Annotated in this window: 15 protein-coding genes; 12 read left to right on the top strand and 3 right to left on the bottom strand. The window is 47.9% G+C overall.

The features are described 5' to 3' along the window. Positions 1-254 precede the first annotated feature (254 nt). The gene (locus CSR04_RS10830) at positions 255-1,025 is read left to right on the top strand and encodes a peptidylprolyl isomerase (RefSeq protein WP_102796319.1); all 771 of its coding nucleotides are present in this window, start codon (positions 255-257) and stop codon (positions 1,023-1,025) included. On the opposite strand, the gene CSR04_RS10825 is transcribed toward CSR04_RS10830, so the two are convergent. Beyond that, complete coding sequence (locus tag CSR04_RS10825) at positions 978-1,721, bottom strand: hypothetical protein (protein ID WP_146027152.1); 744 nt, start codon at positions 1,719-1,721, stop codon at positions 978-980. The genes CSR04_RS10830 and CSR04_RS10825 overlap by 48 nt on opposite strands. Positions 1,722-2,121: 400 nt before the next feature. Here CSR04_RS10825 and CSR04_RS10820 point away from each other — a divergent pair, with 400 nt between their 5' ends. The 3 genes from CSR04_RS10820 to CSR04_RS10810 all read left to right on the top strand — a co-directional run bounded on the left by CSR04_RS10820 (position 2,122) and on the right by CSR04_RS10810 (position 5,979). Beyond that, a complete protein-coding gene (locus CSR04_RS10820) occupies positions 2,122-4,569 on the top strand; it encodes a M1 family metallopeptidase (RefSeq protein WP_102796317.1) in 2,448 nt (815 codons plus the stop codon). Next, positions 4,569-5,081, top strand: a complete 513-nt coding sequence (locus CSR04_RS10815) for a DUF6702 family protein (protein WP_102796316.1) — start codon at positions 4,569-4,571, stop codon at positions 5,079-5,081. The genes CSR04_RS10820 and CSR04_RS10815 overlap by 1 nt, the downstream gene beginning before the upstream one ends. Before the next feature lie 226 nt (positions 5,082-5,307). Further along, the gene (locus CSR04_RS10810) at positions 5,308-5,979 is read left to right on the top strand and encodes a hypothetical protein (protein ID WP_102796315.1); all 672 of its coding nucleotides are present in this window, start codon (positions 5,308-5,310) and stop codon (positions 5,977-5,979) included. Positions 5,980-6,012: 33 nt separating this feature from the next. On the opposite strand, the gene CSR04_RS10805 is transcribed toward CSR04_RS10810, so the two are convergent. Continuing rightward, positions 6,013-7,092: a porin gene (locus CSR04_RS10805; protein ID WP_102796314.1), complete on the bottom strand. Its 1,080-nt coding sequence runs from the start codon at positions 7,090-7,092 to the stop codon at positions 6,013-6,015. A gap of 281 nt (positions 7,093-7,373) precedes the next feature. Here CSR04_RS10805 and lysC point away from each other — a divergent pair, with 281 nt between their 5' ends. The 6 genes from lysC to CSR04_RS10775 all read left to right on the top strand — a co-directional run bounded on the left by lysC (position 7,374) and on the right by CSR04_RS10775 (position 16,006). After that, positions 7,374-8,720, top strand: coding sequence for a lysine-sensitive aspartokinase 3 (lysC, locus tag CSR04_RS10800; RefSeq protein ID WP_102796313.1), 1,347 nt, complete (start codon positions 7,374-7,376; stop codon positions 8,718-8,720). A 245-nt stretch (positions 8,721-8,965) separates the two neighbouring features. Further along, entirely contained in the window at positions 8,966-9,958 is a 993-nt protein-coding gene (locus CSR04_RS10795) for a hypothetical protein (protein WP_102796312.1), read from the top strand. A gap of 305 nt (positions 9,959-10,263) precedes the next feature. Further along, positions 10,264-13,257 (top strand): TonB-dependent receptor, encoded by a 2,994-nt coding sequence (locus CSR04_RS10790; RefSeq protein ID WP_102796311.1) that lies wholly within the window; start codon positions 10,264-10,266, stop codon positions 13,255-13,257. Between the two features lie 160 nt (positions 13,258-13,417). Beyond that, positions 13,418-14,131 (top strand): LytR/AlgR family response regulator transcription factor, encoded by a 714-nt coding sequence (locus tag CSR04_RS10785; RefSeq protein ID WP_102796310.1) that lies wholly within the window; start codon positions 13,418-13,420, stop codon positions 14,129-14,131. Further along, the gene (locus tag CSR04_RS10780) at positions 14,124-15,239 is read left to right on the top strand and encodes a sensor histidine kinase (RefSeq protein WP_245921548.1); all 1,116 of its coding nucleotides are present in this window, start codon (positions 14,124-14,126) and stop codon (positions 15,237-15,239) included. The genes CSR04_RS10785 and CSR04_RS10780 overlap by 8 nt, the downstream gene beginning before the upstream one ends. Next, the gene (locus CSR04_RS10775) at positions 15,239-16,006 is read left to right on the top strand and encodes a LytR/AlgR family response regulator transcription factor (protein ID WP_102796309.1); all 768 of its coding nucleotides are present in this window, start codon (positions 15,239-15,241) and stop codon (positions 16,004-16,006) included. Before CSR04_RS10780 ends, CSR04_RS10775 begins: the two co-directional genes overlap by 1 nt. A 52-nt stretch (positions 16,007-16,058) precedes the next feature. Here the strand turns inward: CSR04_RS10775 and CSR04_RS10770 are convergent, their stop codons facing one another. Next, positions 16,059-16,721 (bottom strand): carbonic anhydrase, encoded by a 663-nt coding sequence (locus tag CSR04_RS10770; RefSeq protein WP_245921545.1) that lies wholly within the window; start codon positions 16,719-16,721, stop codon positions 16,059-16,061. Positions 16,722-16,840: 119 nt separating this feature from the next. Between CSR04_RS10770 and CSR04_RS10765 the strand changes: the two genes are divergently transcribed. Both CSR04_RS10765 and CSR04_RS10760 read left to right on the top strand, forming a co-directional pair. Beyond that, positions 16,841-17,470: a YiaD family glycine zipper/OmpA-like lipoprotein gene (locus CSR04_RS10765; protein ID WP_102796308.1), complete on the top strand. Its 630-nt coding sequence runs from the start codon at positions 16,841-16,843 to the stop codon at positions 17,468-17,470. 165 nt (positions 17,471-17,635) lie between these two features. Continuing rightward, the gene (locus CSR04_RS10760; RefSeq protein WP_102796307.1) at positions 17,636-20,560 is read left to right on the top strand and encodes a TonB-dependent receptor; all 2,925 of its coding nucleotides are present in this window, start codon (positions 17,636-17,638) and stop codon (positions 20,558-20,560) included. The last annotated feature ends 12 nt before the right edge of the window (positions 20,561-20,572 follow it).

The following is a 20,572-nucleotide window of genomic DNA, read 5'->3' as shown; positions in this document are numbered from 1 at the left end:
TGTGATTTAATTTTATACAGGCGCAGCTTACTGCGCCTTTTTTTGTTTTTATGCCCACTAAACCTCACGCATTTGCAGTTTTCAGCCACGATTTGGGCCGACTGCATAAGCAATGAACAAAGTTAAACACTCCCTAGAACCCTGGAAATACACTGGCTACAGCCGAAAACAAATGAACACAAACTGATAAGGTTTTTTCTTTGCCCTGTCTCTAAGCTTTCCTGATTGATGTACCTATTGGAATAGTTGGGAATATGAAGTTAACGCGTCGTTGGAATTCAATTCTTGGAGCAGGTCTGTTATCTGTTGTGTCTTTGCCGACATTGGCGACTGTTGTGGAAGTACAAACCGTTATGGGCAATTTCCAGATCAACCTGTTTGACAACAAAACTCCCAAGACAGTGGAAAATTTTCTTGGCTATGTAAAATCCGGCGCTTACTTTAATAACGTGGTGCACCGTTCCATTGATGATTTTGTGGTGCAGGCCGGAGGTTATCAGTTTGATGGTCAACTGCCGCTCAATGAACTGAGTAAAGGGCCTAAAGTGATCAATGAGCCCAAGCTGTCTAATGTGCGCGGCACTATTGCTATGGCCAAACCCTCGACTGATGCTAATGGTGCAACGTCTGAATGGTTTATCAATCTCAAAGATAACAGTGCTAACCTGGATGTTCAGAATGGTGGCTTCACCGCCTTTGGGCAGGTGCTGGGTAATGGTATGGATGTAGTGGACGCTATTGCTGCACTATCTACCTTTAATAAAGGCGGGGCCTTTCTCAATATCCCGTTGCGGAATTATCAGGGAGGCAGCGCGGATATCTCAGAAGAGAATCTTGTATTGATCACCGATGTGGTGGTGGTTGATGCAGCCGTTAGTACCCATCCTGAACTGAATCCCAAAGCTAACACCTTGATTAATCAGTTACCGGAATCCGGCCAGAGCGGCTCTGGCGGCGGCAGTATGGGCTGGCTGACATTATTGGCGGGCATTTGGGCGGTGCGCTGGAGATATGCCAGACACTAATGCCTTGTCATCCGACTCACCCAGAACCTGGCGCCGGTAGCGGTGCCAGAAATCCTGGTTGTCAGCGGCAAACCAAAAGTCCAGATTGCGTAGGTATGCCTCGGAGCGCAATACTAAGGGTAAAGCTTGGTTAATGCGCGCAATACTTTCCTTACCCCATTCACTATTGCTGCATCCCACAGCACCAATAATGGGATTATTTTGATTCTCTTGAATATCCAGATAAGTCAGCTCGCCATGTTCGGTTAACTCAAAATGCCGGCCTATCACCCGGTAGTCCAGGCTGTAGTCCAGTTTGCCGTTTGCCACCAGACGTAAAGCTGTCATGGTTGGTTGTGGGCCGGAAAGCTGGGTATGTACTTTGCTTTGATCTGCATACTGGTCAATCACAGGCTGTAACTGTGCACCATATTGCCGACCTAAGGGGCGGCCAAACGAAAAACGCTGATCCTGCAATAATTGAGTTAATGGTACTGGCAAGCCGAATTCGGTTTGCATACTGGCCGCTATGCTTGGATTGGTAATGATCTTATGTGGCTGGTAGTACAGGGTGGCGTCACTGTATCTGGTACTGCTGGTGTCCTGGCGCTTGATCATGCAGGGAAAACACAGCGGCGCACCCTGTTCGCGTAACTTGGCGATTCTGGCTGGTGGCAGATTAAGTAATTCATGCTGACCAGGTATGTATTTCTGCATTTGATTGACCAGCACATCACAAAAACCTTGTCCCTGGTACTTTCCACTATGGATATGAAACGGTGGGGCATCGTTAATGGCTCAGGTAAATTGATGAGGCGCAGGCGTTTCCTGGCTAACACTAGATAAACAGAACAACAGGGACGTCAGAACAATCAGGACGGTACGCATGAGGATCCCTCCAATACAGCATCTATGCTCTATCACCAGCGTAGTTCATAATCTAATAGTTCACCCAGTTTTATCCGTTTTCCTCTGCCGTTGACCGATTTTGCTTCGCCCGGATGGTTATTTTTTTATCTGTTGTAAGGTAACCTGACCGATTAGGACCCGGATTCCAGGCGCCAAAAGAGCGGCCAGTTCCGGCTTGTGGTTCCACCTTAGTGTTTTTGGACATGTCATGATTAAACCATTGCTCGTTTCAGCGGCCCTGCTTTGCAGCCTACAGGCTGGCGCTGATGCTATTCGCCAGACTAAAGGCGATTTTGAGGATAAATTTCGTCAACTGGATGAAGTGCTGCCTACCCCCAATGTTTATCGCAATGCTGCAGGCGAGCCTGGTCATCAATACTGGCAACAGCAGGTGGATTATAAAATCCAGGCCAGGTTGCTTGAAGAAAAGCGTCGCCTGGAAGCCAGCCAGACAGTTCACTATCGAAATAACTCGCCGGATACCCTGCGCTACTTATGGTTGCAACTGGACCAGAATATTTTCAAATCTGATTCTATGGCGGAACTCACCACTGCCTTTGCTGGCATTGGCCGACGCGGTCCGGCCACCGAAGCTGGTGATGGCAAAAAACCAGCAAAACTGAGTATGGATGAGCTGCGTCGCCAACAGTTTATGGCTGACCATCAATTAGGCTATGACATTAAGGATGTCAGGGATGGTACCGGCAAGCCGCTTAAGGTCACCATTGTCGGCACTAACATGCGTATTGATTTGAATCAGCCGCTGAAACCGGGCCAAAGTACAGAATTTTCCCTGAATTATGCTTACAACATCGTTGAAGAAAACGCTGTTTCTGCACGCGGTGGCTACGAACATTTTCCCAAAGATGCCCGCGCAGGCGGCAACGATATCTTCCAATTGGCCCAATGGTTTCCGCGTTTGCATGCCTATACCGACTACGAAGCCTGGACCAACAAAGAGTTTCTTGGCCGCGGCGAGTTTACCCTGGAATTTGGTAACTATGACGTTGAGCTGACCGTTCCGGCTGACCACATTGTGGCAGCGACCGGCAGTTTGCAAAATGCTGAGAAGGTACTGACCCGCGAACAGCGTAAGCGTCTTAAAGAGGCTGAAAAAGCCAAGCGCCCGGTATTTGTTGTAACCGAAGCAGAAGCGCTGGAAAACGAGAAAGAAGGCACCAACGCCGTTAAAACCTGGCGATTTAAAGCCGATAATGTCAGAGACTTTGCCTGGGCGTCTTCACGCAAATTTATGTGGGATGCCAAAGGCTATCAGCAAGGCGGTGATACACAGCCTCTGGTGATGGCCATGTCGTTTTATCCTAAGGAAGGCGGCGATCTTTGGAAGAAGTATTCCACCGAAGCTGTGGTACATACCATGCAGGTCTATTCGCGTTTCTCCTTTGACTACCCTTATCCTGTCGCACAGTCAGTCAATGGCCCGGTGGGGGGCATGGAGTATCCCATGATCACCTTTAACGGCCCGCGCACCACGTTGCAGGATGATGGCAGCCGCACTTATTCGCAGGCCGAAAAACGTTTTCTGATTGGCGTGGTGATCCATGAAGTCGGGCATATTTATTTCCCGATGCTGGTGAATTCCGACGAACGCCAATGGACCTGGATGGATGAAGGCCTGAACAGTTTCCTGGATGGTGTGGCTGGACGGGAGTGGGATTCGGATATGCCCTGGGGTATCGAACCTTCTGAGATTGTGGATTACATGGTGTCCAGTACGCAGGTGCCCATTATGACGCAGTCTGATTCGGTATTGCGCTTAGGCCCCAATGCTTACACCAAACCTGCTGCTGCCCTGACAATATTGCGTGAGACTATCTTAGGCCGCGAGCTGTTTGACTTTGCCTTTAAGGAATACGCCCGTCGCTGGCAGTATAAACGCCCCACACCGGCGGATTTCTTCCGTACCATGGAAGAGGCCAGTGGCGTGGATTTGGACTGGTTCTGGCGCGGCTGGTTCTACAGCACGGATCACGTCGATATTTCCTTAGACAAGGTATACAAGCTACGTCTGGATACTGAAAATCCGGATATCGATTTTGCCCGCGATAAGGCTCAGGATCTGGATAAGCCTATGTCGATGAGCCTGGAAAATAACCGCAAGCAGGGCATTCGCGAATGGCGTGAACTCAATCAAGATCTGAGAGACTTTTATGATGAAAATGACCGCTGGACGGTCACTAACAAGGAACGTAACAAGTACAATAAGTTCATCAAGGGACTGGAAGATTGGGAACGTGCGGCATTGGAACGCGCGGTACAAGAAGACAAGAATTACTATGTTCTGGAGTTTTCTAACCTCGGTGGTCTGGTGATGCCGATTATCCTGAAATTGGATTACGCCGACGGCAGCAGTGAAACCATGCGCATCCCTGCTGAAATCTGGCGCCGCAGCCCTAAAGAAGTGAAGAAACTGATTGTTACCGACAAGGGCAAGGAATTAACGCAGGTAGAGCTGGATCCGCGCTGGGAAACTGCCGATGCGGATATTGAAAACAACTTTTATCCGCGTCGTATCGTTCCATCCAGAGTGGAGGCCTATAAATCTGAAAAGTCCAAAGCCAAGATCCATCGCGATATTATGCAGGACATCAAAACCGAGCTTAAAAACGATGATGACAAGGACAACAAGCAATAATGATTAAGCGGCATTTAAAACTGCTGTTCGCCGTCAGCCTGGTGTTGGCGGCGTTTGTCACTGTTGCTCATCAGCAAAAGGCGGCGGTAACCAAGGTGTTGTTTAATGCTCGTACCCAGCATATTGAGGTGATGCATCGCTTTTATTTGCACGATGCCGAGCATGCTGTGCGGGAAATCTTTGGTAAAGATGCGGATATCATTAGCTCAGAGCAAACCCAGCGCCAGTTTGCTGAATATGTGGCCGAGCGTTTTGCCCTGTTGCGGGACGGACAGCCATTGCCATTAGATGCAGTAGGGTTTGAAACCGAAGGAAAGTTCTTTTGGGTTTATCAGGAAACGCCGGTGCCTGTCAGCCTGGAAGCATTGTCGGTGAAGCATAACGCGCTGCGGGATATCTGGCCGGAACAGGAAAATCTGGTTAATGTCGAAAAGGATGATGAGGTGAAAAGCCTGAACTTCAATGGCAATACAGAGTTGTTAGAAGTGCACTTAGGTGGTCACCACCATTGATTTATTCGCGGGGCCATTCTGCCCCGTTTATTTCTCTGCTTCCTTGCGTATATTCGCGATTCGCCCGTGCAACCAAGGATGATGCATCTAAGTGTTGGTTGTCAGTGAACTTTATTAACACTTTGGCATCTACACTGCATGTTTTGTTGTCACTCGTATTGTTTTGCAAACGGAAGTCAAAAATAGCTTGAAGTCACCGTCAGTATTGCCATGGATAGGCGTATCTGTGGCTGTCCATTTACTGGTGGTGCTGGCCTTATTGCAACAGAAAACGGTGCCAAAGCTGGCGACATCAGACAACACCATCAAGGCCCGGCTCTGGACTATGCCCAAGGTTGCAGCCCCTTTACCTCCTGAGCCTGCTGAACCAGAAGTGGAGAATACCCAGGCTCCGCAAATGCAAGCTCCTCCAGATGTGCCTGATATTGTGCAGGAAACAGCAGTTCAGAGCCTGACAGCCGCTGAGACACCGACATTGGCTGAGGAACCTGAGCCAGCACAGATCGTTTCCCCTCCGCCAGAGCCGGTTGTTGCCGAAGCGCCAAGTCAAAAAAGTGAAGGAAAGGTTTTAGGCGGTGCCAGCGAGCATATGTCAATGGCGCAGCGTCATCTGCGCAACTGGCAGGCTGGACAACAGCAGCAAGTGGCAGAACAGGCAACCAGAGAATATCTTGAGAAGCGAGCCAATCCAATTGGTGAAATTTCTGATTATTCTCACCGATTGAGTGAGGATGAGCAGCGAATTCAAGACCTGGTGGTGGAAGCAAACTGTGATTCGACAGGCAACCAAATAGCTACCGCTTTACTAGGGTTTGCCGGGGGCATGGTGAAATGCAGCAAGCCCCCGCCTGTTCAGAACTTTATTGATGAGCGTCTTAAGCGTAATAATGCGAAATAGCGCCACTCAGTATTTCCTGCCTGGCGCTTGTCATCAGAACACTAAATCCACCCCAAAAGTCAGGGAGCGGCTGTCACCCGCCACCGCCAGGTTAAACGACTTATCATCCACTTTGTCGTACTGTACTTTAAAGGCCGCAGAGGTATGGAAATCCCAGCGCAGGCCCACAAATGTGGTGTTGTGCTCTTCGCCATCCTCACCGTCTTTTTGCTCGTAGGTTGAATAGCCGACATATGGGGTTACGCCATCCAGCCGGTAGCCGAGTGTTAGCATGGCGCTGTCAAAGTTGCCGTCCAAATCCAGTCGGTTGAGCTCGGACAATGCAAAGAACTGACCGAAATCCAGGTTCACCGCGATACCGTAAAATCTGCCATCCCGCTCGGTAGAGCCATCCCAGGTTACCTGCTCGCCAGCCTGGAAGCGTTCGTTGGTGTAACGCATATGGGTAAAGCGCGCCTCAAACCAATCTTTATTCAGGGTCAGCACCCCACCGATTATGTTTTTCCATATCTCCCGTACAGGTTCGCGGAAGAAAAACTGGCTAAGCAGCCTGTTGTTGTCACTGTCTTCCCTACCACCATAGATGTTACCCGAGACAGACCAGTCGCCCCATTCGCCGGTGTATAGTGCATTAATGCCGGTATAGTTAAAAATCTGCCAGGTATAGGTATCTGCTGGTGGCCGCATCCATACATAAGCGAAGCCGACATCATAGAAGTCTGAGTAGTAAAAAAGCGGCAGGCGCTTCTTACCGGCTTGCAGGGTCCAGTTGTCGTTCAGCTCATAAGACAGGTAAGCCCATTCGAACTGCGCATCAAAGTCATCTGCACCTCGGGCTACTACTTGTGCGGTGGCGCTCAAACCGCCCCCCATATCAGCCCGCACCTGCAAACCAAATAAGGTTTCAGGTTTAAACGACCATTCTTCTTCATAAGCCGATACGATGGGGTAGTCAGCCAGAAAAGTGGGCGGGATGTCATACTGAGGAGCACCGTCGCCACTCAGTACCTTACCAGCATTGATACTGGCAAAGCCGCTCAGATTAACATCGGCCATAGCCTGGGTGGCCGACAACCCTAGGGAAACCATCGAAGCCAGGAGGATCTTCTTCATTTGTGTCTCCAGTATTGAGGTGTTCATTGTTAAAAGTAGGCTGGCTAACCTAAAACTGGCAACTTTTGCTATGGCATATAGCAAATATTTTCGTTGCAAGCGGGGCAATTACGCTATGATGCGGGCCCAGGCGGTCGCTACAAGGCGATGCCGAATGGATTTTTTAGTTGCATATATTTTCATTTTTCATGAATTAAAATGCTGGTAACTTATGCGGCCCTGAAGCTGACAGACTAAGTCAGAATGCAGGACATCGGAGCATGTGTTTTTGGGGGGGAACTATGTCGCTCAATATTGCCAAATTTGGTGGAACCAGCGTCGCCAATATAGACGCCATGCGCAATTGCGCAAAAATTGTGATTGATAATCCGTCCACACGTGTGGTGGTTGTCAGTGCTGCGGCCGGTGTGACCAACTATCTGGTACAGCTGGCCAATGAAGAGCTCACGTCAGAGCAAATCAATGATCTTATTACCAAAGTGGAAGAAATTGAGTTTGCCATTCTGGCCGGTTTGGAATCACCACCACATGTAATGGTGAAACTTAACGAATTACTGAGCTTGCTTCGTGAATTGGCTTTTCATGAAGAAATTCTGCATCGTCCTGATTTAAAAGACGCCATTTTATCTTTGGGCGAACGCATGTCCTCACTGCTGTTTGCCGAGTTACTGTGCCAGATGGGGCAACAGGCCGAAAACTTTGATGCCCGTAAAGTGATCAAAACCGATAACGAGTTTGGTCAGGCTGAACCTGATATTCAGGTTATTGCTGTACAGGCTGAGAAGTTGATGAAACCGGAGCTGGAACGCACTGTATTGGTTACTCAGGGTTTTATTGGCTCTGATGAGCAGGACAATACCACGACCTTAGGTCGCGGCGGTTCAGATTACACGGCTGCGCTGTTGGCAGAAGCCTTGGATGCGGATACCTGTGAAATCTGGACGGATGTAATAGGTGTGTATACAACTGACCCTCGTATTACCGACAAAGCCCGTCCGCTGCCGGAACTGAGTTTTGAAGAAGCAGCGGAAATGGCCACTTTCGGTGCCAAAGTGCTGCATCCTGCCACTATGGTGCCAGCGGTTAGAAAGAATATCCGCGTGTTTGTTGGATCCAGTCGCGAGCCGGAAAAAGGTGGTACCTGGATTGCCAAAAATTGTCAGCAGGAGCCCCATTACCGTGCCCTGACCCGACGCAAGGATCAGGTGCTGGTTACGGTTAAAACTCCCAGCATGCTCTATGCGTCAGGCTTTTTACAGCAGGTATTTGAGATCCTGGCCAACCATCACTTAAGTGTGGATTTGGTCACTACCTCTGAGATTGCGGTATCCCTGACCATTGACAATCCACCTAATTCAGTGCGAGCCAGACTGAACAAGGCGACCATCGAAGATCTGAAGCAGATCAGTGAGGTCACCGTTGAGGAAGGCTATGATTTAGTGACGGTAGTGGGTAACAATATGCACAGTGCAGCCGGGGTTTCCAGCCGTATTTTCAATGCGGTCAGGGACTTTAATCTGCGTCTGATTTGTTACGGTGCCAACCCGCATAATATTTCTATTCTGGTCAAAGACGATGACAGTACCGATGTAGTCAAAGTGCTGCACCGGGATTTGTTTGAAGGGTAAGTAAACTAAGTTACCCCGGTATAAACTTTTATGCCGGGGATTTATACTTTTCCTTTAATATTAACCTTCCGTAATTCCGACAAAGCCCTTTACATCCCGCAATGTGGTTATTCTACAGTGCTTTCTGCTTACTTTGTCACTTATATTGGCTGTCAAAATAGTCAGCTAGTAAGGTCTCGATGTCTGCTAATCCTTATTTTTCAGACAGTCATTAATTTTATTCGCATTGAATTAAGGAGAATTCTATGAAAATTAAAACCTTATCTTTTGCCATTGGCCTTTCGTTAAGCTGCTTCACTTTATACGCAAGTGATACGACAGATGTTTCGTCTGAAAATACATTGATACAAAGCCAATTAATGTCGAAAGATGTCGGAGTTCAAAGCGTCCCGTTTCCGATAGGGCAACTGGTGACTACAATAATGAGCAAAGCAAAGTCAGCCATTGGTGGGCAGCTTTGGTCACTATTAGAAGACGCGATTTTTGGGCCTGGAGGTCCTCAGTTTGTGATGCTACATGAGCAAGCTCTACAGCAAATTGAAGACAGAGTTAACAAGGTTGTCGTTACTGGGTATGTCGAAGAAGCTATCAGCGACATGATGTCTTTTCGAGACCTTCTGTCGTATTACCATGCTTCTGTTTCCAACAATAACCCAGATTATGGAATATTGGATAATCTGGTTATTTACGCCACCAGCATGAAAAATCACCAAGCCTATAGGGAATCATATAATCCGGAAGCCTATTTATTGACAGTAAGCTACTCATTAGTTGCATCCCTAACAATGGCTACTATTACTGAAAAAGAGCTACAAGGGCAGGTCAGCCATAGTTTTACTCAAAGTATGGCAAATTCGTTATACAGTAAGCTAAGTCAACTTGGAGCTCAGGCTGATAGCTACATACGTCAGAATGTTTACGTAAGACTTAATGGTGACGATTGTGATCTGTATTTGTCTCATGGTCAGTTACAACTGCAGTCTACTCTGCTTGAAGATGAACTGATGTCTCAGCCGAAACCAACGATAGAGAGCGAAGCGTCCTTCGCAGGAATGTGCAGATATACGACTTTTGATCTAATCGATGGTAAAAGTCGCTCTTGGAAACTGGGTATATATGGTGCTGAGGAAGCAGCAGATTTTGCCTATGGATTGGAGGCCTCTCTGACTAAAGAGTACAAAGATGTAATAAAGGGGTCTGATTATAACGCCTTTATGGCAGAGTTGAGTAGCTTCTGACCAGACACATTGTATAACAAGAAGTTGGTGTTCTTTGTTGGGGGATGTTTGTCCCCCTTTTTATGCTAAGGGATGGACGGTATGCCGATGCGGCAGGGAGCACTCATTGGCGATAAATTGCTCGTTTGTTGTTTTTTTGTTGAAAGGTGTTGTCGGTTTTACATTGAAAAACGTGTGATTCACATCTGCTTTTATCTGTTTTATCACTGATTCTGCATCTTCGTTTTGACGATTGTTAGCGTTTTTCACAATCGGCGTAATTGTGCGCCGATGGAAAGCAATAATAACTTCAAAAGGAAAACCATATGAGAGCTAGATTCAACAGGCATCTCACTGCCCTGGCGGTAGCCGCTTCTCTTGGCCTTTCTGCCCCTGCATTGGCAAATACGACTTCCAACATAGTTGGCTCTGTAAAGGCAGATAATTTGACTTCAATTAAGGTAGTTGTATCGGATCCAAGTATAGGATTCTCTCGAGAAATTAGTGTCAATGAATCTGGGAGCTTCCGATTTTCTCAGCTTGCGCCTGGTAGATATGTGGTCACCATAGAACAAAATGGTGCGCAAGTTGCGAAGCAGGAGATTAACCTGACATTGGGTTCAAATGCTACGCCAATATTTGACTTGATGGCAGCCGACGCTGAAGTCATTCAGGTAACCGGCGCGAGGATCTCTGCAATAGATGTGTCTACTACCGATTCTGGATTAGTGGTAGATGAGTTTGAGTTAGACAGAATGCCGGTGGCCAGAAACCTGACATCAGTTGCACTGCTAGCACCGGGTACAGTATTGGGTGATTCTTCCTTTAGCTCGCCAAACTCAGGTGGCTTAGCATCATTTGGTGGTTCATCTGTGGCAGAAAATTCGTGTTTTATCAATGGACTTGAGGTTACAAGTACCAGCCAGGGGTTAGGTTGTGGTTCTGTTCCCTTCGAGTTTTATGAGCAATTCCAGGTCAAAACTGGAGGCTTTTCAGCCCAATATGGTCGGACAACCGGGGGAGTTATTAATGCCGTAACCAAAAGTGGTAGCAACGAATGGGAATTTGCCGCTACTGCAAAGATAACCCCAAAATCTCTAAGAGAAGATGGGCAAATTTCGTACAGTTCGGGCGGCGCGAATGGAGTCAGTATATTTCGTAACCAAACACAAGATGAATTTGGCGAAAGCGAATATACATTGTCGGCATCGGGTCCATTAATTGAAGATACATTATTTTTGTATGCCATAGTTAATCCCAAAGATGTCGATAACAACTTCGCAACCCAGTCTGGGAGGGCGAGGTATACCGCAGACGATCAATTTATTAAACGTAGCTCCAGTGGCTCAGACAATCTGTTTTGGGGAGCAAAACTTGACTGGTATATTACAGATGATCACAAACTCAGCTTGTTCGGTTACTCCAATCGTTCAGACACAGAGTCAAAGACTTACTCTTTTGATGGGCAAACCGGACGTATTGGAGAACTCATAGGCACAACCCTGCGTAAGCGCGGTGGGGATGTGAAAAGTGTCAGTTACGTTGGTAATTTCACTGATGACCTGACCATATCTGCAATGTGGGGCGAAGTTGAAACTGAGTATACTAACACTCCAGACAACCTGGACTGTCCTACGGTTGATGACACTCGAGATATACCCAATAAGATAAAAAGTTGTGGTCCCGGCGGTAGCTTTGGAGTGAACTTTGATACAAATACCCAGTTCCGTTTCGACATTGAATACTATTGGGGTTCCCATCTGATCCGTGCCGGTTGGGATAGCCAGAAGCGTGAAACAATGCACACGTCTGAACCCATAGCTGGTCACAGCTGGACATATTCTACATTGGCGCCCAATGCCAGTATTCAGGGAAATAACGGAGCTTTGTATACCAATACCACAGGGGCAGACCTTGACTATGTTGCTGATAGGATCTTTGTTGGTGGGGGCGGTTTTGAAACAACCGTTGATGCCTGGTATATAGAAGATGAATGGCAAGCGCTGGACAACTTGAAACTCTATATTGGGTTGCGTCAGGATAAGTTTGAGAATACAGGTGTAACTGGCTTACCTTTTGTTGAGTTTAAGAATGACCTGGTGCCCAGACTGGGATTTAGTTGGGATGTCGCTGGTGACGGTGAACACAAGATTTACGGTACTTGGGGGCGTTACTTTCAACCTGTGCCCAACAACACTAATTACCGGGCAGCCTCAGGTGTTAGTGATAGCACAACCTACTACACTTTTACCGGTTCAGATAGCACCGGTGCTGCAACCGGCTTGACTCCGATTAATGGGGGAAATAGCACTGTTGTAAACTCTACGCCAAATCCTGCTGTAACTGATACTTTTCAAGCGCAGGAAGCTGAACCTTTCAGCAAGGACGAATACATCATTGGTTACGAAACGCAGATTTCCGATAATTTGTCTGCGTCTGTGCGTGGTATCTATAGGGAGGTAACCAACGCCCTTGATGACTATTGTGGTCCACTAGCACCTAACTGTGTGTTGCTTACTCCCGGTAAGGCGCAATCCTGGTATCAGGATGAAAACCATGACAGCATCCCCGATCCAGGTAGCTTGAAAACATACTCGGCTGAGGAGATTGGTCTTCCAGAAGGAATTAACGAGTACACTGCTTTACAAACGGAAATTAGTTATCGCGCTGAAAACTTCAGGTTACATTTGGGGTATACATGGAGTCGCAGTGTCGGCAATTTCGAAGGTGCAGTGAAGTCTGATATCGGTCAGGCAGATGCTGGCATCACCCAAGACTTTGATTTTCCTGCGTTGATGGACGGAGCGTACGGATATCAAGCGAATGATAGACGGCATGCGTTCAAGTTCTTCGGCTCTTATGATATCAATGATGACTTAACAGTAGGATTCAACTCTACGTTGATGAGTGGACGCCCTTTGTCTGCCTTTGGCCAAGGCTATCCTGATCACTCTGAAAATATCTACGGAAGCTATGGAGACACCTTTTATCTATACACCAATGAATGCCCGGATACCAATGGTGACGGAGCATGCAATCAAAATGAAAAAGTCTACACAAGGGTGCCAAGAGGCACGGTTGGTCGAACCCCCTGGACCTTTATGTTGGATGTCTCAGCCAGTTATAGTTTTGAGATAAGCGGAGTTGATATGCGCGCAAATTTGAATATCTATAATTTGCTGAATAGCTCAGGTGTATTGTCGCAGAATGAACACTATGAGAATTTCCGGGCAGAAGGTAAATACAACCCCTACTATGGTGCAGCCTATACATGGCAGACCCCTCGCTATGTTGAGATTGGCCTAGAAGCTCGTTTCTAAGCTGAAGTTGGCCGGAGACGAATGATAACCGTCTCCGGTCATTATTGGGCTTTAGCTAAGGTTAGTGATAATTTCCTTTTCACTTTCATTTCATTGCTTTTAAATTACTGCAAAAACAACGTGATCGTAATGTAAGTGAAAATAATTAAAGGAAGTGGCATTGTATACTTGCATTGTAGTGGATGACGAAGAGTTGGCCAGAGAACGGCTTACCCGTTTGATAGATCAGCGCAGCGAATGGAAGCTGGTTGCAGAGGCTGACAGCTATGCAGATGCCAAGCAGTTACTGCAGGATCTACGTCCCCAGGTTTGTTTTATGGATGTGGAAATCATTGGTGGTAGTGGTATCAAACTGGCCACCGAATTAAGCCCCGTGTTAAATACCCGTTGGGTGTTTACTACAGCCTATTCTCAGCATGCGCATAAAGCTTTTGAGATTGAGGCCGATGATTATTTGCTTAAACCATTTGATGATGAACGGTTTAATGCCATTCTGGAGAAACTGCGTAAAAGGTTGGTTTTAAGCGGCCCGCACCGCGACATTCTGGCCGTACGTTCTGCAGGAAATGTGCAGTTTATCAAAACCAGCGACCTGGTCTGGATTAAGGGCGCGGGCAATTACCTTGAGCTGCATTGTCAGAATCGCACCTACCTGCATCGAGAATCTCTCACCAACATCGAACAATATCTGGACCCAACCAGCTTTGTACGTATTCACCGCTCAGCCATCATCAATATTCATTTTCTCAGTGCAATAAGTAGTGAGCTTGGGCGCTACAGTACTCTGGAAATGGCTAACAAAGATGAAGTACGCATAGGTCATACCTATCGCAAACCTTTGTTTCAGATGCTGGGATTGGATATCGGTGAGTGAACATGATGCGGTTTCAGAGCACCAGGCCCTGAATGAATCCTTATTTAAAAAGCCGAATTTTTGGGTTCTACATATTGGCGGCTGGCTTTTTTATTACCTGGTATTGCTGTTTGATAACCTATTTTTGTTTGGCAGTTACAACTATTTTGGCATCAGGATTGCCTATATTCTGATTCCTGTCACCCTGATGGGCATGACACTCACCATTCCGTTGCGCTATTTGTTCAGGCACTGCTGGGGCTTAAAACCGGCATTGTTGGGGATGCTTATTCTGGGTGTCAGTGTGTTTCTCTCCGTGCTATGGACCGTACCGAAAAACCTACTATTGCTGTATGCCAAAGGCGATGACCTGTTTGCATTGGGGCAAAGCCCGGGTTTTGAGTGGGTACATTTGTTTATGATGGTGAGCACTTCATTCTTTATTATCATGGTGTGGTGCAGTCTGTATTTTGGGATTAACTACCATTTTCGCCTGGTGGATGCGCAGGTGCAGCGTTATCAGGCTGCGCGCCTTAGCCACCTGGCGCAAATTCGTATGTTGCGCTATCAGATTAACCCACATTTTTTATTTAACAGCCTTAATGCAGTTTCTACCTTAGTCATGCGTGACGATAAGCAACGCTGCAACAGAATGCTCAGTCAGCTTTCTACCTTTCTGCGTTTTTCCCTGGACAGTGATCCGGAGAAGAAAATCCGCTTATATGAAGAAGTTCAGGCCTTGATGTTGTACCTGGATATTGAGAAAACCCGCTTTGGTGAGCGCCTGGAAGTAAAGATTCATATACAACCTGAAGCAGAAAATGCACTGGTCCCCAGTTTGCTGCTGCAGCCGCTTGTGGAAAACTCTATTAAACATGCCATTGCCAAGATGTCTCGTGGCGGAAAAATTACCGTCAAGTCCTGGCTTGAAGAGGATTATCTGCGAATTCAGGTACAGGATAATGGTCCCATGATCGACCTGGCATTGATTCGACGTGAAGGGGTTGGGTTACAAAATATTACGGAAAGGTTAAAAGTGTTGTATCAGGATAAACAGCAAATCAGGTTGTATCTGGTCGAGCCCAGTGGTTTAGGCGTAGATATTATTATTCCATACGAAGAAAGTTGATGAACAGGATTTCAGTCATTATCGCTGATGATGAGCAACTGGCCAGGGAGGGCTTGCAACGACAGTTGTCTATGATCCCCGGCCTGACTTTGATCGGTGTTTTCGCCGAAGGAGAAAAGGCCTTATCGGCTATTTTGACCCTCAATCCCGACCTGGTGATATTAGATGTTGAGATGCCTGGCATGGGCGGTGATGAAGTGATGAAGGCCATGCAGAGCCTACGTCTGCAGACCAAAGTTATTCTGGTTAGCGCCGATGACAAACGTGAACAATATGCGCAGTGCTGTGACGGATACTTACTAAAACCACTGTACCATGAAGCATTACGGGAGTGTGTCGGTAACTTGTTCAGCCCCTGCAGTGCTAAGCAGCCGGCATTATCTGTGTGTCGGGATGCGCAAGGCTACTCTGTTACTGAAACGAGCGTCCATGAAGAAGCCGAGCTGTTTGTCAGGCTGAAGGCTGGTAACGAATGGCGAAAAATTCCCTATCAGCAAATTAACTGGATAGAAGAAGCTGGGGACTATGTGTGCATACACACCCAATGTGCTTCAGTGATGGGCAGACAAAGTCTGGCAGGTCTGGAAAAACAGCTTAATCCGGATACTTTTTGCCGCATCAGCTCCTCTGTTACCATCAACTTACAGCAGATGGAGGGGACATCGGCACTGTGCCAAAACGAATTGCAGGTGTACTTAAAATCTGGTGATAGATTTCGTGTGGGTAACGAATATCGCTATCTGTTTCAGAAACTGGCGGTTGAGTAATCTGGCAGAGAAGCTGAGCATATCAGACTCCTCTACCCACCAGTTGGCGTTATCAACTGTCAAAGAAATGGACCTGGCCTGTTTCCAAAGAATATTCCGCTCCCACCACCAATAATCCGTCATTTTTTATCAGATTTTCCAGAATCGCAGAACCATTACTCAAGGTGTTGACCGACATCCGCACGTTTGCACGTATGGCTTGCTCAGCAAGGGCTTTCTGATCGCTGCGCAGGTCGGTGTAAACCAAGGCTTCAACCGCAGGACGGATACGCTTGACGATTGAGCCAAGGTTCTTGGAAGGCTGGTCGGTGGGGCGCTGTAACTGCTCTAAGGTGGCATGCACCGCACCACATTTACTGTGTCCCATCACCACTACCAGGCGGGTACCAAATTGCTCAGCGGCGAATTCTACGCTGCCGATTTGCGAGGGCGCGACAATATTACCTGCTACGCGAATCACAAACAGGTCACCCAGGCCCTGATCAAAAACAATTTCAACCGGTACCCGGGAATCTGAGCAACCGATAATGACAGCAAAGGGAGCCTGGCTGCTGATCAACTTGTCCCGGCGATTTTCGTTGACCAGTCTCTCCAGTTGGCTTTCGCCGTCAACGAAACGTTTGTTGCCTTCCTTGAGTCTTTCCAGTGCTTGTTGTGCCGTTAGCATACTAATGTTCCCCATCTGTGTTTTTACCCGCAGGGATATTAACGACATAATGCCGCCTTGGAAATCCGATAAGATATATCGCGGTCATTTATTTTCATTCAGGCCAGATTAAGTCTGACCCAATAGGCTAGTCTTTAAAGTTGTTTTGTTCTGTTCAAGGAGTTGTTATGCAAAAAGCCCTGATCGTTTTTACCCTGTCAGCACTGGCGTTAACAGGTTGCCAGACTACCGCCACTAATACCCAAAAAGGTGCGGCCATTGGCGCCGTGGCGGGGGCATTATTGGGCAAAGCGACCGGCGATAATGCCAAAAGTCGCTATGTGTGGGGGGCGGCTGTCGGTGCACTGGCAGGTGCTGCCATCGGTAACTATATGGATAAGCAAGAACAGGAATTTCGCGATGAGTTAGCAGGCAGTGGCGTACAGGTTTACCGTGAGGGTGACAATCTGCGTTTGCAATTACCCGGCAGTATTACCTTTGCTACCGGCAGTGCCGCCATTTCTCAGGGCTTTCACCCCGTATTGCAAGATGTTGCCAAAGTGCTGAATAAGTACGAGAAGACGACCTTGATGGTGGAAGGGCATACCGATGATGTGGGCAGTGCCGAAAGCAATCAGAAGCTGTCGGAATCCCGTGCCAATGCAGTGAAGAACTTTTTGCTAGGCCAGCAGGTGGATTACCGTCGTGTCACTACTGTTGGCATGGGGGAGTATCAGCCTTTGGTGGACAATAATTCGGATGCCAATCGTCAGCAAAACCGCCGGGTGGAACTACGTATTTTGCCTGTTCAGGCCTGATTGAATTTTTTACCGCTATCGCAGGGACGCGATCTACCACGAACTGACGGAAATATCCCTCGCCCTGACTGACTTATCACTTCTCGTCTCCGACATCTGGCCACGCTGCTAGTGTCCCGTTAATCGGCCTTTTCAGGCCGGGATAACAATAAACGGAGACACGAGATGAAAAAGACATTCAACAGGCACCTGACAGCGCTGGCTATTACTGCGGCACTGGGCATTTCTTCATCGGTACTGGCAGCTGGCAGTTCAACTGGCAGCATCACAGGTTCGGTATCCGGCCAACTCAGCAGTGATATTGCTGTATTGGTCAAAAACCCGGCTACTGGATTTGAACGCACTATTAGTTTGGACAGCGATGGATCCTTTCGTTTTCCACAACTGGCTATCGGCGATTATGAAATTTCTGTGGTTCAGGCTGGTGCCGTACTGGATACCCGCAACATACGCGTTACCGTAGGTAGCACCGCGGACGCTCGCTTCGAGTTGGCCAGAAATGACATGGAAGTGATCTCTGTGGTGGCAGCACGGGTATCGGCAGTGGATCTGAATGCATCGGACTCCGGACTGACTATCGGGGAAGCTGAGTTTGATCGGTTGCCTGTAGGGCGCACCGTCACCGCAATAACCCTTCTGGCACCTGGCACGGTGCAAGGTGAGAGTCGCTTTGGTAACTTAGCTTCCTTCTCTGGCTCATCGGTAGCGGAGAACGTTTGTTACATCAACGGTATGAACGTAACTGATCCTGAAAAGGGCCTGGGCTGTGGCACCGTACCTTTTGAGTTCTATAAAGAATTTCAAGTAAAAACCGGTGGTTATTCGGCCCAGTATGGTCGTTCAACCGGCGGGGTCATCAACGCCGTGACCAAATCCGGTACCAATGAGTTTGAATTTGGCGCTACAGCCTATTACACCCCGGATTATCTGGGAGATGGGCGAGTGGTAAAAAATATTAACGGCACTGTCTATAAGGACACCACGTCCAACGAATATACGGAGCTGAATGTGACCTTATCCGCTGGTGGCCCGATTATTGAAGATAACTTGTTCTTCTATGCCATGTACAACCCACGTAAATCTGAACGTAATTATGCTTATCCTTCCAGTGTAGGGGGCTTAAGAACCCGGGCTGATACGTACTTTCATGATGACGAGCGTTCGGACGCATTCTGGGGTTTAAAACTGGATTGGGAAATCAATGACAGAAACCGCCTATCCTACTTCGGTTTTTCCGACGATAGCACCAATGAAAGGACTCGAACCGCATATAGCACTGTAACGCATGCAAAAGATCCCACCGCCAATTCCAGTCTGGTTGAATTGAAAGAGGGAGGTGCCACCCATACTCTGACATTTAACAGCGATATTACGGATGACTTTTCAATGTCCGTTTTGGCCGGGCGGTTTAAAACCGACCTGAGCATCATTCCATCTGACTCAGATTGCCCGCTGGTGGCGGATAACCGACCTGTGCCCACTGCGACAGGCTGCGGCTCAGGGGCGGCGGTAGACAACAACGAGCTGCAAAGAGATGCGCTGCGTATCGATTTTGAATGGGCACTGGACAATCACCTGATTCGTTTTGGCTATGACAAGGAAACCATTGAAGCTGAGCACACCACCGTGCCGGCTGGTGGCGCATCCTACACTTATGGACAAGTTGGCGCCGGTGCCATTATCCAGGGAACAGACTACACCAATAATACCGGCGGCCCGCTGGATTACGTGGCAAAACGAGTGTTTACCGGCGGTGGTAAATTCAAAACCGAAAACTATGCCTATTACATTGAAGATGTCTGGAGCGTGACCGATCAGCTTAACCTGACACTGGGCATTCGCAGTGATGTGGCGACCAACTACGGCAAGACTGGTGTCGCTTTCGTTAAACTGGATGATCAGATTGCCCCTCGTTTAGGTCTGACCTATGACCCGAGCGGGGATGGTTCATCAAAGATTTTTGCTAACTACGGCGAGTACTTCTTTCCGGTTCCTATCAATACCAATTATCGTACCGCATCCGGCATTGCTGATATGACGGAGTACCTGACCTTCAGCAGTATTAATGGTGCGGATGGTACACCTTCAGGCACTTCCTTGCTGGACACTAACGTCAATGGTACCGGTTCTATCCCTGATCCTGGTCTGTCTGCGGCCCCAGAATATTCCGCACAATCCCTGAAGGAATACATTGTTGGCTATCAGACCGAATTTAACGATGAGTATTCAGGTACCGTAAGGGCTACCTATCGTACCACCGACAATATGGGTGACGACTATTGCGGTGAAGAAATTGATCCCAGTAATCAGGGGGCCATCTGTACTTTGTTCAATCCTGGCAAAGGCCACACTTTTGCTCAGGATGTGGATGGTGACGGTAAGATCGATCCTGGCAGTCAACGCTACTACACCGCCGAAGAATTGGGCATACCTGAAGGTAAGCGAGACTACAGTTCCGTGCAGTTTGAACTGGTACATCGCTCTGAGAATCTGATGTGGACCGCACAGTATGTCTGGTCCCACAGCTATGGTAACAATGAAGGCGGCGTCAACTCAGACAACCTGCAAACCGACACCGGCGTCAGTTCGTTCCTGGATTTTAAAGCCAGTGCCATTGGTGCCAATGGTAACTTGCCCAATGACCGACGCCATGCCTTTAAGTTCTACGGTTCGTATAGCATCAATGATGATCTGTCGGTGGGCTGGAATGCCTCATTAATTGATGGCCGTCCACTGAGCATTCGCGGGCGTAGCTTCCCTACCGATCTTGGCTATCTGCAGCCACCCTATGGTGACACCTACTTTGTGTTCAATGCGGCGACTCAGCAATATGTGTTCAACTCTCGTGGCAGCGCTGGCAGAAGCCCTTGGGTATTCAGCCTGGATGCGTCTATGACCTATCAGTTCAACATAGGTGAAATGGATGGCAGGGTGTCTTTGGACGTGTTCAATCTGCTGGATACGTCGCAGACGCTGGCGGTGAACGAACTGGCCGAGACCCAATCCGGCACGCCTAATCCATTTTATGGTCTGCCGATGAACATGCAGACGCCAAGACAATTACGACTTGGTTTAAATCTGGCATTCTAAGCGGCCAAGGCA

It is taken from the genome of Bowmanella denitrificans, assembly GCF_002887595.1.
Taxonomy (GTDB): Bacteria; Pseudomonadota; Gammaproteobacteria; order Enterobacterales; family Alteromonadaceae; genus Bowmanella; species Bowmanella denitrificans.
Note: the sequence above shows the minus strand (reverse complement) of the source record. Positions and strands in the feature narration are given on the sequence as shown.